General features: G+C 66.2%; 12 protein-coding genes. 8 read left to right on the plus strand and 4 right to left on the minus strand.

Annotated features, from left to right (window positions below; genetic code table 11):
• Positions 1-5 precede the first annotated feature (5 nt).
• Positions 6-1,253, minus strand: coding sequence for a CaiB/BaiF CoA transferase family protein (locus tag EJI00_RS12210; protein ID WP_126747779.1), 1,248 nt, complete (start codon positions 1,251-1,253; stop codon positions 6-8).
• A gap of 304 nt (positions 1,254-1,557) precedes the next feature.
• Between EJI00_RS12210 and EJI00_RS12215 the strand changes: the two genes are divergently transcribed.
• The 7 genes from EJI00_RS12215 (at position 1,558) to EJI00_RS12245 (ending at position 9,781) form a co-directional block, all read left to right on the plus strand.
• Positions 1,558-2,448: a helix-turn-helix domain-containing protein gene (locus tag EJI00_RS12215; protein WP_126747780.1), complete on the plus strand. Its 891-nt coding sequence runs from the start codon at positions 1,558-1,560 to the stop codon at positions 2,446-2,448.
• 115 nt (positions 2,449-2,563) lie between these two features.
• Positions 2,564-3,484, plus strand: a complete 921-nt coding sequence (locus EJI00_RS12220; protein WP_126747781.1) for an ABC transporter substrate-binding protein — start codon at positions 2,564-2,566, stop codon at positions 3,482-3,484.
• 39 nt (positions 3,485-3,523) lie between these two features.
• Positions 3,524-5,014, plus strand: coding sequence for a sugar ABC transporter ATP-binding protein (locus EJI00_RS12225; protein WP_126747894.1), 1,491 nt, complete (start codon positions 3,524-3,526; stop codon positions 5,012-5,014).
• Complete coding sequence (locus EJI00_RS12230; protein WP_126747782.1) at positions 5,011-5,991, plus strand: ABC transporter permease; 981 nt, start codon at positions 5,011-5,013, stop codon at positions 5,989-5,991. Before EJI00_RS12225 ends, EJI00_RS12230 begins: the two co-directional genes overlap by 4 nt.
• A gap of 42 nt (positions 5,992-6,033) precedes the next feature.
• Positions 6,034-7,164, plus strand: coding sequence for an alcohol dehydrogenase catalytic domain-containing protein (locus EJI00_RS12235; protein WP_126747783.1), 1,131 nt, complete (start codon positions 6,034-6,036; stop codon positions 7,162-7,164).
• Positions 7,165-7,178: 14 nt separating this feature from the next.
• On the plus strand, positions 7,179-8,705 hold the full coding sequence (locus EJI00_RS12240) for an FGGY-family carbohydrate kinase (RefSeq protein ID WP_126747784.1): 1,527 nt from the start codon (positions 7,179-7,181) through the stop codon (positions 8,703-8,705).
• 338 nt (positions 8,706-9,043) lie between these two features.
• A complete protein-coding gene (locus EJI00_RS12245) occupies positions 9,044-9,781 on the plus strand; it encodes an SDR family oxidoreductase (RefSeq protein WP_126747785.1) in 738 nt (245 codons plus the stop codon).
• 21 nt (positions 9,782-9,802) lie between these two features.
• On the opposite strand, the gene EJI00_RS12250 is transcribed toward EJI00_RS12245, so the two are convergent.
• Genes EJI00_RS12250 through EJI00_RS12260 form a run of 3 tightly spaced genes read right to left on the minus strand, consistent with a single transcriptional unit; the run spans position 9,803 to position 13,330 of the window.
• Positions 9,803-10,117 carry a polyhydroxyalkanoic acid system family protein gene (locus tag EJI00_RS12250; protein WP_126747786.1) on the minus strand — a complete coding sequence of 105 codons (315 nt, stop codon included), beginning with the start codon at positions 10,115-10,117 and terminating at the stop codon, positions 9,803-9,805.
• Positions 10,110-11,246, minus strand: a complete 1,137-nt coding sequence (locus EJI00_RS12255) for an aminopeptidase (protein ID WP_126747787.1) — start codon at positions 11,244-11,246, stop codon at positions 10,110-10,112. Before EJI00_RS12255 ends, EJI00_RS12250 begins: the two co-directional genes overlap by 8 nt.
• Entirely contained in the window at positions 11,243-13,330 is a 2,088-nt protein-coding gene (locus EJI00_RS12260) for a molybdopterin-dependent oxidoreductase (protein WP_126747788.1), read from the minus strand. Before EJI00_RS12260 ends, EJI00_RS12255 begins: the two co-directional genes overlap by 4 nt.
• A 57-nt stretch (positions 13,331-13,387) precedes the next feature.
• On the opposite strand from EJI00_RS12260, the gene EJI00_RS12265 reads away from it, so the two are divergent.
• Positions 13,388-14,512 carry an ABC transporter substrate-binding protein gene (locus tag EJI00_RS12265; RefSeq protein ID WP_126747789.1) on the plus strand — a complete coding sequence of 375 codons (1,125 nt, stop codon included), beginning with the start codon at positions 13,388-13,390 and terminating at the stop codon, positions 14,510-14,512.
• Positions 14,513-14,537: the final 25 nt, after the last annotated feature.

Here is a 14,537-nt window from a genome sequence, read left to right on the forward strand (position 1 = left end):
ACCCTTCAGCCGACGATCCCGCGTTCGTGCAGCGCGGCAATCTGCTCTGCGGTAAGGCCGATCTCCTTCAGCACCGCGTCGGTGTCCGCGCCGAGTGCAGGCGCGTTGTGCCGGTGGCCGGCCGGCGTGAGCGACAGCTTGGGCACGAAGCCCGGTACGGCCAGCGTGTTGCCGTCCGCCATGCGCACCTGCTGCAGCATGCCGCGCGCGGCGTAGTGCGGGTCGGCCGCAATATCGGCAATGGTGTAGATGCGGCCCGCCGGCACGTGCGCGGCATCGAGTGCGGCAAGCACTTCGTCGACCGTGTGCTGCGCGGTCCAGTCGCCGATGGCGGCATCGAGCATTTCCACCTGCGCGACCCTGCCGGTGTTGCCAGCCAGCGCCGGATCGGCGGCAAGGTCGGGCCGACCGATGCATTCCATCAGCCGGCGAAAGATGCTGTCGCCGTTGCCCGCCACGATGGCATAGCCGCCGTCGGCGCAGCGGTAGGCGTTGGTGGGCGCAATGCCGGGCAGCGCGCTGCCGGCTGCCTCGCGCACCGCACCGAAGGCGCTGTACTCGGGCAGCAGGCTTTCCATGCAGTTGAAGACGGCCTCGTAGAGCGCCACGTCCACCACTTGTCCCCTGCCCTTCGGATATTCGGCGCTCACCGTGGCATGGCGGTGCTGCATGGCCATGAGCACGCCGATCACGCCGTGCAGCGAAGCCAGTGTGTCGCCGATGGAAACGCCCACGCGCACCGGCACGCGGCCCGGTTCGCCCGTGAGATGGCGCAGCCCGCCCATGGCCTCGGCCACCACGCCGAAACCGGGACGGTCGCGGTAGGGGCCGGTCTGGCCATAGCCGCTGATGCGCAGCATCACGAGCGCAGGGTTCGCAGCCAGCAGTTCGTCGGGGCCGAGACCCCAGCCTTCCATCGCGCCGGGCCGGAAGTTTTCGATCAGCACATCGGCCTCGGCGGCAAGCTGCCGTACGAGGGCCTGGGCTTCGGCCTGGCGCAGGTCGAGCGCAAGCGAACGCTTGTTGCGCGACTGCACCTGCCACCACACCGAAGTGCCGTCTTTCAGCAGCCGCCACGTGCGCAGCGGATCGCCCGCGCCGGGCGGCTCGATCTTGACCACCTCGGCGCCGAAATCGGCCAGCGTGCGTGCCGCGAAGGGCCCGGCAATGAGTTGGCCGAGCTCGACGACCTTGAGGCCGGCCAAGGGGCCCACTGCGGCGGGACCGTCAGGAGAAGAAGAGGTGTTCGTCATGGCGTCAGAGTGTGCCGTGGCTCCAGGCAACGCTCGCGGGGCGGGAAAACACCTATGAATTCTTGACCTGGCGTTTTCGGTTCTTTCCGCAGTGCAGCATTCGCCCTGCCAGGCGCCCTTTCTCCCGAGGAGAAACCACTTTGCTGCATCGCAATGTCCTCGTCCAGCCGCTTGCATGAAAGTCAAAAAAGTATCAGTTTCGGATCTCAACTCTGGTTGTGGGCGTCCGGGGCGATTCGTACAGTCCGCCCACGCCGTCATGCGGCACCGAGCAGAACAATGAGACAAGGAAGAAGGAACGTCCATGCAACCCGATCTGGAAATCGTCGAAGTCCGCGGGGACGAATCGTTCACCGCCTGGGCGCACGGCTATCCGTATCGCACGGTGCGCTGGCATTTCCATCCCGAGTACGAAATCCAGCTGATCGTCGAAACGCGCGGCGTGTATTTCGTGGGCGACCACGTCGGCCACTTCGAGCCGGGCAATCTCGTGCTCATGGGCCCCGACCTGCCGCACAACTGGATCAGCGACGTGCCCGCGGGCCAGAGCGTCGAGCGGCGCGGCATCGTGATCCAGTTTCCAGCCGGGCTGGTGGACAGGATGGCGGGCACATTTCCCGAATTCGCCCGCATCGGTCCGCTGCTGGCCGAAGCCGGTTCGGGCCTGCTCTTCTCGGCCGAGACGGCGGAAACCGCCAAGCCGATGATGGAAGCGCTGCTCGAGGCACGCGGGCTGCGCCGCGTGATCCTGCTGATGTCGCTGCTCGAACTGCTGGAGGGCAGCAACGACCGCCAGCGGCTCGCGAGCCCGGCGTTCAAGCCCGACCCCAAGGCCTTCATGTCGCACGCCATCAACAACGTGCTGGCACACATCGCGGCCAACCTGGGCGACGACCTGCGCGAGCCGATGCTGGCCGAGCTGGTGGGCCAGAGCCCGAGCGCCTTCTCGCGCTCGTTCCGCAAGCACACGGGCCAGTCGTTCGTGCGCTATGTGAACCGCCTGCGCATCAGCCGCGCCTGCGAGCTGCTCACCAACAGCGAGAAGCCGGTGCTCGACGTCTGCATGGACGTGGGCTTCAACAACGTGTCGAACTTCAACCGCCAGTTCCTGCTGCACAAGCGCATGCCGCCGACGAAGTTCCGCAGTTTCCACCGCATGCAGGCCGCGGCCTCGCGTGCCGCCAGCCCGCCGTAGCGCACTTTTCGATTTTCCCCGTGCCGTCACCGGCGCGGCGCTTCGGGCGCCGTGCGGGGCGAGCCTTTGCCCGCGTTTTTTCTCGACAGTCATAAACCCAGGAGACACAGCCGCCATGAAGAACCTTCTCAAAGCCACCGCCGTCGTTGCCGCATTGGTCTGCGGCGCCTCCGCCGCGCAGGCGCAAGCGCCCAAGCAGCCGCTGCGCATCGGCATGACTTTCCAGGAACTGAACAACCCGTATTTCGTGACGATGAAGCAGGCGCTCGAAGAAGCCGCGGCGAGCATCGGCGCGACCGTGGTCACCACCGATGCGCGGCACGACGTGGCCAAGCAGATCGGCGACGTGGAAGACATGATCCAGAAGAAGATCGACATCCTGCTGCTGAACCCGACCGACTCCACCGGCGTGCAGTCGGCGGTGCGCTCGGCCAAGAAGGCGGGCGTGATCGTGGTGGCGGTGGATGCCAACGCACAGGGGCCGGTCGATTCGTTCGTGGGCTCGAAGAACACCGACGCGGGCCGCCTCGCCTGCGAATACCTTGCGAAGAACATCGGCGAAAAAGGCGATGTGGCCATTCTCGACGGCATTCCGGTCGTGCCGATCCTGGAGCGCGTGAAAGGCTGCCGCGAAGCGCTCGCCAAGTACCCCGGCATCAAGGTGGTGAGCACGCAGAACGGCAAGCAGGAACGCGCCACCGCGCTCACCGTGACCGAGAACATCCTGCAGGCCAACAAGGGCCTGAAGGGCATCTTCAGCGTGAACGACGGCGGCTCGATGGGCGCGCTGGCCGCCATCGAGGCCAGCGGCAAGGACGTGAAGCTCGCGAGCGTGGACGGCGCGCCCGAAGCCATCAAGGCGATGCAGAAGCCGAACTCGAAGTTCATTGCCACCACGGCGCAGTACCCGCGCGACCAGATCCGCCTGGCCATCGGCATTGCGCTGGCCAAGAAATGGGGCGCGAACGTGCCGGCCGCGGTGCCGGTGGATGTGAAGCTGATCGACGCCGAAGGCGCGAAGACCTTCACCTGGTAACACCGAGCCCCTGCCGTGACCACGAACGACACCGCCGAGATGCTCCGGCTCGAGGGCGTCTCGAAGAGCTTCCCCGGCGTGAGGGCGCTCTCGGGCATCGACCTTTCGATCCGCAAGGGCGAGGTGCACGCGCTGCTCGGCGAGAACGGCGCGGGCAAGTCGACGCTGATGAAGATCCTCGGCGGCATCTACCAGGCCGACGATGGCCGCATCTTCATCGAGGGCCGCGAGCGCGAGTTCGCGGGCTACAGCGACGCGATCGCGGCGGGCGTCGGCATCATCTTCCAGGAGTTCAGCCTCATTCCGTATCTGAACGCGGTGGAGAACATTTTTCTCGCCCGCTATCTGAAGAACCGGTTCGGGCTGCTCGACAGGGCCGCCATGAAGCGCTCAGCGCAGGCGATCTTCGAGGAACTGGGTGTGCAGATCGACCTCGGCGTGCCGATCTGCCGGCTCTCGGTGGCGCAGCAGCAGTTCGTGGAAATCGGCAAGGCGCTGTCGCTGAATGCGCGGCTGCTGGTGCTCGACGAACCAACCGCCACGCTCACGCCCAACGAGGCCGGGCACCTGTTCAAGATCATGCGCGAGCTGCGTGCCAAGGGCGTGGCAATGATCTTCATCTCGCACCATCTGGACGAAATCTTCGAGGTGTGCGACCGCATCAGCGTGCTGCGCGACGGCGCCAATGCGGGGCACGCGGAGGTGGGCGCGACCGATGTGAATGCGCTGGTCGAGATGATGGTCGGGCGCAAGATCGAGCACAACTTTCCGGCCAAGCCGCAGCCCGCGCCGCGCGGGCGCAAGGTGCTCGAAGTGCCCGAGATCCAGCTCGCCAAGGGCGGGCCGGTCAACAGTTTCGAACTGCATGAAGGCGAGATCCTCGGCTTTGCGGGGCTCGTGGGCTCGGGCCGCACCGAGCTCGCGCTGGGCATGATGGGCGCCGACCGCGTGCACCGCAAGACGGTGCTGCGCAACGGCAAGCCGGTGCGCCTGAACGACCCGACGCAGGCGCTGGAGAACGGCATCGGCCTGCTGCCCGAGAGCCGAAAGGTCGAGGGGCTGATCACCGACTTCACGATCCGCTTCAACATCTCGATGAACAACCTGCGCAAGCACAAGAGCGCGGGGCTGGTGAGCCAGAAGTCGGAGAAGCAGTCGGCCGCCGAGCTCTCGAAGCGTGTGGGTGTGAAGGCACCCAGCGTCGAGACGCGCGTGGCGACGTTGTCGGGCGGCAACCAGCAGAAGGTGGTGATCGCACGCTGGCTCGACCACGATTGCGAAGTACTGATCTTCGATGAGCCCACGCGCGGCATCGACGTGGGTGCCAAGGCGGAGATCTACAGCCTGATGCGTGAGCTTACGCAGCAGGGCAAGTCGATCATCATGATTTCGAGCGAGCTGCCAGAGATCGTGGGCATGTGCGACCGCGTCGCTGTGTTTTCGGGCGGGTCCATCGTAGCCACGCTCGAGGGTGACTCCATCAACTCCGGCGACATCATGCGCCACGCAACGACAGGGGGCCCGCAATGAATGCAACCGCCATCCACCCCACACCGCCCGCACCCGCAGGCGGGTTCTTCACCCAGCTGCGCCGCTCCACGGCCTTTCTGCCGCTGGTCGGTCTCGTCGCGATCTCGGTCTTCATGATCGTCGCGACCGACAACTTTCTCTCCTGGGGCAACCTGCAGAACATTGCGCTGCAGTCGTCGATCAACGCGATCATCGCCGTCGGCATGACCGCCGCCATCCTCACCGGCGGCATCGATCTTTCGGTGGGTGCAGTGGTGGCGCTGTCGGGCACGCTGGCCTCGGGAATGATGGTGCAGTTCGGGCTGCCACCAATGCTTGCAGTGCCACTCGGTCTGTCTGTCGGCGTGGTGATCGGCCTCTTCAACGGCTATTGCGTGGCTTACCTGCGTATGCCGCCGATCATCGTGACGCTGGCCACGATGGGCATTGCACGCGGCATTGCGCTGATCTACACCGGCGGCTATCCGATCGACGGGTTGCCGGAGTCGTTCGCCTTTCTCGGCGGCGGCGTGCTGGCGGGAATAAAGGTGCCGATCCTCATCATGCTGGCCACGTACCTCGTGGCGTATGTACTGCTCAACATGGCGCCGTTCGGCCGCTATGTGTATGCCATCGGCGGCAATGAGGAAGCGACGCGGCTCTCCGGCGTGCGCGTGTCGCGCTACAAGCTGCTCGTGTATGCGCTGAGCGGTTTCACCGCAGCGGTCGCCGGCATCGTGCAGGCGGCGCGCGTCACGAGCGGGCAACCCGGCGTGGGCGTGGGCTTCGAGCTCGACGCTATCGCGGCGGTGGTGATGGGCGGCACGTCCATCGCCGGCGGGCGCGGCGCCATCGTGGGCACGCTGGTCGGCGCGCTCTTGCTGGGCGTGCTGAACAACGGTCTCAACATGATCGGCGTTTCGCCGTACCTGCAATTGATCATCAAGGGCGGGATCGTGCTCTTGGCGATCTTCATCAGCCGAGAAGCCAAACGCTGACCCTCCTCCCTCCCTTCACATTCCCCTGATCACAAGGAACCCATGTCTTATCAAAAGCTCCAGCCCGGCGCATCGGGCGCCATCGGCGAACTCGCCGCCATGCAGGCCGTCGTCTGCCACGGCCCGAAGGACTACCGGCTCGAGTCCGTGCCGATGCCCGCCATCGGCCGGAACGAATTGCTCATCTCCATCGCGGCCTGCGGCATCTGCGCCTCGGACTGCAAGTGCCACTCGGGCGCAAAGATGTTCTGGGGCGGCGACGGCCAGCCGTCGTGGGTCAAGGCACCCGTGATCCCGGGGCACGAGTTTTTCGGCCATGTCGAAGCACTCGGCGAAGGCGCCGCCGAGCACTTCGGCGTGGAGAAAGGCGACCGCGTGATCGCAGAGCAGATCGTGCCTTGCGACAAATGCCGCTTCTGCACATCGGGCAAGTACTGGATGTGCGAGGTGCACAACATCTTCGGCTTCCAGCGCATCGTGGCCGACGGCGGCATGGCCGACTACATGCGGCTGCCGCCGACCTCGCGCGTGCACAAGATTCCCGACGGCATTTCGCTGGAAGACGCGGCCATCATCGAGCCGCTCTCGTGCGCGATCCACACGGTGAACCGCGGCGACATTCAGCTCGACGATGTGGTGGTGATCGCGGGCGCCGGGCCACTGGGCCTGATGATGGTGCAGGCCGCGGCACTCAAGACGCCGAAGAAGCTGATCGTGATCGACCTTGTGCCCGAGCGGCTCGCACTTGCGAAGCAGTTCGGTGCCGACGTGACGATCAACCCGAAGATCGAGAACGCCGATGCGATCGTCAAGGGCCTGACCGAGGGCTATGGCTGCGACGTGTACATCGAGACCACGGGCGCGCCCATCGGCGTGACGCAGGGGCTGGACATGATCCGCAAGCTCGGCCGCTTCGTCGAGTTCAGCGTGTTCGGCTCGGAGACGAGTGCCGACTGGTCGATCATCGGCGACCGCAAGGAGCTCGACGTGCGCGGCGCGCACCTGGGCCCCTACTGCTACCCGATTGCCATCGACCTGCTGGCGCGCGGGCTCGTCACGTCCAAGGGCATCGTGACGCACGACTTTCCGTTGACCGAGTGGGAGCGAGCCTTCAAACTGGCCAACTCCCTCGATTCGATCAAGGTGCTGCTCAAGCCGCAGCCCAGGTCCTGAAAGACGGTGTTGCCATGAAGTACGTGATCGGCGTCGACATCGGCACGCAGAGCACCAAGTGCCTGCTGGTGGGTATCGACGGCAGGGTGCTTTCGCAAAGCAGCGTGGCCTACCAGCCGGAGACGCCGAAGCCGCTGTGGGCCCAGCAAGACTGCGAAGTGTGGTTCGATGCGGTCTGCGAGAGCGTGCGCGCCTGCGTCGCGAAGAGCGGCGCCGCGCCATCCGATATCGCGGCGATGTGCGTGAGCAGCCTCTACGGCGGCGCGGGCATCCCGGTCGACAAGGCAATGCAGCCGTTGCACCCGTGCCTGATCTGGATGGACCGCCGCGCCACGGCGGAGGTCGATGCGGTGAATGCGTCCGTCGACGTGGCGCGCTTGCAGGCCATCACCGGCAACGGCGTCGACAGCTACTACGGCTTCACCAAGATGCTGTGGATTCGCGAGCACCTGCCCGAGGTGTGGGCAAAGACGCGCTACTTCCTGCCGCCCAACAGCTATGTCAACTGGCGCCTCACGGGTGAGCTCGCGGTCGACCACAGCTCGGCCGGCAACATCGGCGGTGTGTACGACGCGGCGCAGCGCCGCTGGTGCCATGAGGCGCTCGGCATGCTCGGCATTCCGGCGCGCATGATGCCGCCGCGCCTGGTCGAATCGAGCGATGTGGTCGGCGGCCTGAATGCCGAGTGGGCCGCGAAGCTCGGCCTCGCCGAAGGCATGCCGCTGATGGCGGGCGGCGTGGATGCGGCCGTGGCCACCTTCTGCGCCGGCGTGACTGGCAGCGGCGACCACGTCGCGATGATCGGCACCAGCATGTGCTGGGGCTTTGTGAGTCCCACGGCGGATGCGCGCCACAAGCTCATCACCATGCCCCATGTGTACCGCGGCGTGGACCGCAGCTATGTGTTCGGTGGCGCCATCACCGCAGGTGCGGCCGTGACGTGGTTTCGCGAGACCTTCTGCCAGGCCGAGATGGCCGAGGCCGCACGCACCGGCGAAGACGCGCACGCGCTCATCGAGCGCAAGGCCGTCGACGTGCCGCCCGGTGCGGAAGGCCTGGTCTTCCTGCCCTACATGATGGGCGAACGCAGCCCGATCTGGGACGCGCAGGCCAAGGGCGCGTTCATCGGCCTCTCTCTCGCGCACAGCCGCGCGCACCTGTATCGCGCGGTGCTCGAAGGCGTGAGCTTCGCGCTGCAGCACAACATCGAGGCGGGCCGGCAAAGCGGGCAACCGCTGGACGACCGGCTGATCGTGGTCGGTGGCGCCGCGCATTCGGACCTCTGGATGCAGATCGTCGCGGACATCACGGGCTACCCGGTGTTCACCATCGAGGAAGACGTCGAGGCGGCCCTCGGTGCTGCAATGCTCGCGGCGCTTGGTGCGGGCCTGGTGGATGCGGCGGCTGCGGAGCGCGGCTGGGTCACGTTGGTGGAACGCGCGCGGCCGCAACCTGAAGCGCAGGCTATCTATCGCAAGCGCTTCGATATCTACAAATCTCTTTATCCCGCATTGCGTGATGCGATGCATGGGCTGACATGAAACCTTGCTCTTCGGTTCGTTGCGCTGGGGAGCATGGGCATTCAGGGCGCGCTCCCGCCGACGGGGTACCTTGCTCCGCGAATGTCCCCCGGCCTGCGGCCTCCTCCTTTATTTCGCTGCGCAAGGCACCCCATCGACGTGAGCGTTGCACAGAGCGGTTGTTGATCAGCGGTACACCCACAGCGTGCCCAGGTGCACAGGGCATCGGGTGCTCCCCGCAGCGAAATAAAGGAGGAGGCGAAGCCGGGGGACATTCGCGGAGGGGAGTACCCGGTGGCCTTTGCACACGCCCCGAATGCATTCCAGCGCACGCCATGCCACCACAGTAAACAACCGACATGAAAACCTCTTTCGACTTTTCCGCCAAACGCGCGCTCGTCACCGGTGCCAGCAGCGGCATCGGCCGCGCGGTCGCAGTTCGGCTCGCGCAATCAGGCGCATCGGTAACGGCCGTGGGCCGCAACGCCACAGCACTCGACGCCCTGCAAACAGAAGCCGGTTGCACCCCACTGGTAATCGATGTCGAAGATGCGGCCGCACTGGAACGAGAACTCGCAGACTTGCCGGCCTTCGACCTCGTGGTGAACTGCGCCGGCATCGCATTGCTCGAATCGGCGTTCGACTTTCAGCCTAAAAACTTCGATGCCGTGATGGCCGTCAACGCGCGCGCCGCGGCGCTGGTGGCCTCGCGCTGCGGCAAGGCGATGGTCTCGGCCGGCGTGCGCGGCAGCATCGTCAATGTGTCGAGCCAGGCTTCGCTGGTCGCACTCGATGCGCACCTTTGCTACTGTGCGTCGAAGGCCGCCATGGACGCGATCACGCGTTCGCTGTGCCTTGAATTCGGGCCGCACGGCATTCGCGTGAACAGCGTGAACCCGACCGTCACGCTCACGCCCATGGCCGAACAGGCTTGGGCTGATCCCGCAAAGAGCGCGGCTGCGCTCAGGAACATTCCGCTCGGGCGGTTTGCGCAGGTCGACGAAGTGGTGGCGCCGATCTTGTTTCTGCTCTCGGGCGGCGCTTCGATGATCAGCGGTGCGGCGCTGCCGGTGGACGGCGGCTACACCATCGTCTGAAGCTGCTGCGGCGAAGAGTCGTCAGGCAAAGCGGCTTTTGCCGCCCGGCGCATCGAGCAGCGCGTCGAGATTCTTCGCAATTTTCTGCTCGATCTGGTCGCTGAAGCTGCTGAACAGAAAACCCAGCGTGGCCTCCAGCGTCAAGGTGTCGGCCGTGACCTCCACGGTGCCGTCGATGCCGGCTCTGCTGAACTGCGCAACGTCGCTGGTCTCGCCCTCGGTATAGGTGCATTCCAGGCCGTAGTCCTGCTCGACCTGCTGCATCCATTGGCGTGCGACTTCGCGTGCGCCGGTAATGCCCAGCGCGTGGTTTCGTTCGATATGGATGTCAGGCACCGTGATCTCCGTGGTTGTCTTGTTTCTTGTGGATGGAATTCTTCGTCTGCAGGATACCGGTGGCCGTTTGCAACGCGCGGCGCCGCTCATCCATCGTCGGCAGCGCGGCAATGCGGCGCACCTCCTTGTAGAAGCGCGGCCAGTTGCGGCCCTCGCGTTCGAACAGCGCCTCGAAGCCCGGAACCAGGTCGTCGTAAGCACCCTGGGCTGCAAAGGTCGCGTTGTTGGCGCGTGCCACCCAGAGGTCGTAGGCACCCTGGCGCGGGCCCAGCCATTCTGCGCGCAGCCGGGCGTAGCGCTCGCGAAAGTCGTCCATCGCCGCCTTCTTCATGGCGTCGACCGCCGTCCAGTCGCCGGCCTTGGCCTGCGCGGATTCATATACCTGGCTGAGCGCTCGGCGCGTATTGAGGGCCAGCGCACGGAACTGCTGGCGCTGCGCATCGAAGCGCGCATATTCGCTGCGCGCGGCGTCGCTGGCCTCGCGCTGCAGCCACAGGGCGCCGCCGATGCGCTCCACCGCCGTGGCGTACGACTCGTTGAAGACCGTGTCGCCGGGCACGTAGAGCACCTGGTGCGCGAGTTCGTGGAACACGATGCGCGCCAGCTCGCCTTCGGGATAGCCGATGAAGGTGGAAAGCAGCGGATCGCCACCGGCCCAGTTCATCCAGCCCAGCGTGGAATACGCCGGCACGGGGTAGACGGCGGTCTCCAGGCCCTTCGCGCTCTGCGCCTCGGCTTCGGCCTTGGCCGCGGCCTCGTCGTAGTAGCCGCGATAGCCCACGCAGCCGGCCACCGGGAAGCACCAGTTCTTGAGCGTGAGCGAATACGGCGGCGCGGCCACCACGTTCCATACCGCCGCGCGGCGGCGCAGGTCGGCGTACGAGGTGTAGCTCGGGTTGTCGGGCAGCGCCAGTTCAGTCACGGCAAAGCGGCGGATGCGCTGCGCGAGTTCGAGCTTGGCTTTCAGCGGCTCGGAAACCGCCGGGTCGGCCAGCCACTCGGGCACCGGCCTGGCGGCCCGCATGATGCCGATGTGGCCGCTGGCCGACTGCCAGTAGTAGCCGAGGTCGGCGCAGCCGCCGAGCAACAGCAGCGCGCCGGCGAGCGCGAATGCGGGGGCAGCCCTCACCCCAACCCTTTCCCGGAGGGAGAGGGAGCAATACGCTCCACTTCGACCAGGCAGTCGTAGAAGGTCGGGCCGCGGCCGATGTCGGTCAGGCGCTGGCTGGTGAGCTGGTTGACGTTGGTGCCGTCCATGCCGAGCTTGCGCCACCAGATGCCCATGCCGTGCACCACGCCGGGCCGCGCGCGGCGCGAGACTTCGGCGCGGCAGCGGTGCTCGCCGCGGCTGTTGAACACGCGCACCGTGGCGCCGTTCTCGATGCCGCGAGCGGCGGCATCCGCCTCGTGGATCTCGAGCAGCGGCTCGCCTTCGATGGCGCGCAGGCTCGTCACGTTGACGAAGGTCGAATTGAGAAAATTGCGCGCCGGCGGCGAGATCATTGCCAACGGAAATTCGGCCGAGCCGCCCGCCGGCTCGTAGTTGGGCACGTGGTCGGGCAGCCCGTCCATGCCCTGCGCCTGAAGCCGTGCGCTGAAGAATTCGCAGCGGCCCGAAGGCGTTGGAAACTTGCCGTCGGCAAAAGGCGCTTCGGGCAACGGCAGGCTGGTGAAACCCTGCGCCAGCAACTGTTCGTAGTCGATGGCGCCGGGCGCAAAGGCGGTGCGGCACAGCGTCTTGTCGTCTTCGGAGAAGCAGGGCTCATCGAAGCCCATGCGGCGCGCCAGCTCACGGAAGATCCAGGCATTGCTGCGCGCCTCGCCGCGCGGCGCCACCGCAGGGCGGTTCAGCAGTACGTCGGTGTGGCCGTAGCTGCAGTGGATGTCCCAGTGCTCGAGCTGGGTGGTGGCGGGCAGCAGGTAATCGGCGTAGTCGGCGGTGTCGGTCTGGAACTGCTCCAGCACCACCGTAAAGAGGTCTTCTCGCGCGAAGCCGGCAACCACCTTGCCCGATTCAGGCGCCACCGCGACCGGGTTGCTGTTGTAGACCACGATGGCCTTTACCGGCTTGGCTTCGTCGAGCAGCGCGTCGCCGATGGTGCTCATGTTGACGGTGCGCGGCCGGCGCCCGGCGAGCAGGTCGGGCCGCTGCAGCGCGGCGCGATCGGCCGGGAAGTGGCCCGAACTGCTCAGCAGAAGCCCGCCCGCGCGGTCGCGCCAGGCGCCCACCAGCGCGGGCAGGCAGGCGATGGCGCGCGCCGCGTTGCCGCCGCCGCGCACGCGCTGCATGCCGTAGTTCAGGCGAATGGCGGCGGGCTTGGTGGTGCCGTAGGCCTGCGCCAGCGCCACGATCTGCGCCTCGGGCACGCCGCACACGGCGGCGGCGCGCGACGGCGGCCATTGCAATGCACGCTCGCGCAACTGCTCCCAGCCGAGCGTGTGGTTTTCGATGTAGTCGTGGTCGAGCCAGTCGTGCACGATGAGTTCGTGCATCAGCGCCAGGGCCAGCGCGGCGTCGGTGCCGGGCAGCAAGGCGATGTGCTCGTCGCATTTGTCGGCGGTTTCGGTCTTGCGCGGGTCGATGCACACCAGCCGTGCCCCGGCGCGCCGGGCGGCCTGGGCATGGCGCCAGAAGTGCAGGTTGCTGGCAATGGAGTTGCTGCCCCAGATCAGGATCAGCTTGGCCTCGGCGAAAAACTCGATCCGCATGCCGATCTTGGCGCCCAGGGTGTAGACCATCGCCTCGCCGCCGGCCATGGAACAGATCGTGCGGTCCAGCAGCGTCGCGCCCAGCTTGTGGAAAAAACGACGGTCCATGGACTCGCCCTGCACAAGACCCATGGTGCCTGCGTAACTATAAGGCACAATTGTTTCCGGATCTGTCTGCAATGCACGGAGATGCGCGGCGATGTCGTCAAGAGCGGCGTCCCAGCTTATGGGTTCGAACTGGCCGCTGCCCTTGGGGCCGGTGCGTTTCATGGGCTGCACGAGCCGCTCGGCATGGTCGTTGCGCTCGATGTAGCGTGAAACCTTGGTGCAAAGGACGCCGCCGGTGTGCGAATGGGCCGGATTGCCCTGTAGCTTTACGGCCACACCGTCCCTGACGGTAGTGACCAGCGCGCAGGTGTCCGGACAGTCGTGCGGGCAGGCGCCCAGGACCATGGACGTTTCGGTGGGGAGAACAGCTGTTGTAGAGACCGGGGCATCGTTCATCCGGCAAGTCTAAGTTTTCCAGATAGTGCGCTGCAATGCGCAAAAGAGGTTTTCACCATGATCAATCGCAGACATTTTTCCCTGGCCACCGGCGCGGCAGCGCTGGGTGGTTTCCAGTTGGCCAGGGCACAGGGCGACACGCCGCTGGTGCTGGGCCAATCGGCACCCTTCACCGGCCCGGCCGCGCAGCTCGGCATTCAGTTTCACCAGGGCGCCAAGCTGTTCCTGGACCAGTACAACGCCCAGCCCGGCCGCCGCCAGGTGGTGATCAAGAACCTGGACGACGGCTACGAGCCCGACCGCTGCGCCGCCAACACGCAAAAGCTGATCGATGAAGACGTGTTCGCGCTGTTCGGCTACATCGGCACGCCCACCAGCATGGCGGCGCTACCGCTCGCGGTGAAGGACAAGGTGCCCTTCATCGCGCCGTTCACCGGCGCCATGTCGCTGCGCGAACCGTTCCAGAAGAACGTGTTCCACCTGCGCGCCTCGTACAACGACGAGACCGCGCTCATCGTGAAGCAGCTCACCCACCTGCACCTGAAGAAGATCGCTGTCTTCTACCAGAACGACGCCTACGGCAAGGCCGGGCTCGACGGCGTGACCCTGGCGCTGTCGCAGCAGGACCTCAAGCCGGTGGCGTTGGCCACGGTGGAGCGCAACTCGGTCGACGTGGCCTCGGCCGTGAAGAGCATCGTGGCGGCGCGCCCCGACGCCGTGGTTCAGGTCGGCGCCTACAAGGCATGCGCGGCCTTCATTCGCGAGGCCCGCAAGGCCGGCTACGGCGGCACCTTCTTCAATGTGTCTTTCGTGGGTACCCAGGCGCTGGCCGACGAGCTGGGCAAGGGCGGCGCGGGCGTGATGGTGACGCAGGTGGTGCCTTCGCCCTACAACCCCGCCAACGCAATCACGCGCGAGTTCAGCGATGCTGTGAAAAAAGCCGGTGCCGCGGCGAGCGCCAATTTCTCGAGCATGGAAGGCTACCTTGCGGCCAAGGTGCTGACCGAAGGCCTGCGCCGGGCGCCAGGCAAGGCCTCGCGCGACGGCCTCATTGCGGGGCTGGAGAGCATCGACCGCCAGCAGTTCGGCGGCTTCGAGGTGTCGTTCTCGCCCAAGAACCACGTGGGCTCGAAGTTTGTCGAGCTGTCGATGATCACCGGGGACGGCAAGATCAGGACCTGACCGCAGGGGCATTGCGCCCCTCTTC

The sequence above is a fragment of the Variovorax sp. DXTD-1 genome, assembly GCF_003984625.1.
GTDB lineage: Bacteria > Pseudomonadota > Gammaproteobacteria > Burkholderiales > Burkholderiaceae_C > Variovorax.